The organism is Klebsiella sp. 28 (assembly GCF_018223905.1).
Classification (GTDB): domain Bacteria; phylum Pseudomonadota; class Gammaproteobacteria; order Enterobacterales; family Enterobacteriaceae; genus Klebsiella; species Klebsiella pneumoniae.
Genome location: NZ_JAGRQY010000167.1, coordinates 1 through 1,471, shown reverse-complemented (window position 1 = coordinate 1,471; position 1,471 = coordinate 1). Strand labels below are relative to the sequence as shown.

1 protein-coding gene is annotated in these 1,471 nt (G+C 50.8%); it reads right to left on the bottom strand.

Going from position 1 to position 1,471, the window contains the following annotated elements; translation table 11 throughout:
- Window positions 1-39: 39 nt before the first annotated feature.
- A protein-coding gene (locus KHQ28_RS23740; RefSeq protein WP_085955203.1) for an IS3-like element ISKpn1 family transposase occupies window positions 40-1,403 on the bottom strand; the annotation gives its coding sequence in 2 pieces (ribosomal slippage) (window positions 40-935 and window positions 935-1,403; 1,365 coding nt in all).
- Window positions 1,404-1,471 lie beyond the last annotated feature (68 nt).

Here is a 1,471-nt window from a genome sequence, read left to right as displayed (position 1 = left end):
GCGCTGCTGGACTGACCCCATAAAGTTGGATGGTTCATATTAAGCGGCTCTCAGAGCCTGGGTTCGGTACTCTACCGGACTCAGACCTTTTAATTTCAGGCTTATCCGCTCGTTGTTGTAGTAATGGATATAGTCCTCTACGGCTTTTCTTAGCGCACTGACACTCCTGAACTCCCTCAGATAAAAACACTCCGATTTCAGGGTCCCGAAGAAGTTTTCCATCACTGCATTATCCAGGCAGTTTCCTTTACGCGACATACTCTGCGTCATCCCATGCGCCTTTAAACGTTCCTGATAGCTCCTCATCCTGTAATGCCAGCCCTGATCCGAGTGCAGCAGCGGAGCATCTCCCGGTCTGAGCTTCGGGAACGCACCGTCCAGCATCGTATTCACCATCTCCATCACCGGCCTTTCCGACAGGCTGTAGGCGATAACCTCCCGGTTAAACAGATCGAGAACTGACGACAGGTAAAGCTTTTTTCCCTGTACCGGGAACTCTGTCACATCTGTTACCCATTTTTCGTTGGCTTTTGACGCACCGAAGTTCCGGCTCAGGATATTGGGCGCGGCCTCGCCCGTTCTCCCTTTCCAGGCACGATATTTTTTCGCCCTTATCACAGACCGGAGTGACAGTTCTGCCATCAGCCGCTGCACTGTTTTATGGTTTATCCGCAGCCCCTGTTTTCTCAGTGCGAGCGTGATCCTGCGGTAGCCATAACGACCTTTGTGATAGTGGTATATCTTCCTGATGTTCTCTTTAAGACCCGCATACCTGTCCCCTTGCTTCAGTGCATTCATATTGTAATACCACGTGCTACGGGACATACCGGCCGCCCGCAGAAGGTCCCGCAGAGCGTGTTCATGCCTTAGTTCACTGATTATCAGGGCTTTTTGCCATTTTTTTCGCTCTGAACCAAGGCTTTCAACTTTTTTAGATAGGCATTCTCTGCCCGCAGATAACGCAGTTCGGCCCTGAGCTCTTCGGGGGAGAGTTTTTCCAGCTCTTTATCTGTCAGTGGTGGGATATTTTTTGGCTTTGTCATTTGTCCGGGCCGTCCGCATTGCATGTTTAAAAGACCTTCCGCTCCGGCATCGTTGTACACGTCGAGCCAGCGCCGGACAAGTATTTCTGCGGAGAGGTTAAACCGGGCAGCCGCTTCACGCATCGTCAGGCGGTCACTGATAACCGCCCGGACGACCACGAGTTTAAATTCATCGGAATAATGATTATTTTTTGCAGTCAGGCCTTCTGCACCGTGGAACTGCCATGCCCTGACCCAGCGACGGACAGATGTTCTTTCAATACCAAAAAGGTCGGCTGTACTCTGTTCTCCGTCTTTACCGGACAAATAATGATTAACCACAGCCAGTTTTGTTTCAGGGGAATACTTTGGTTTAGCCATAAAATTGCACCTTACTCAGTTGGGTGTCCAACTTTTGGGGTGCAGTCCATGCGCTTGCGCGGGCCTAC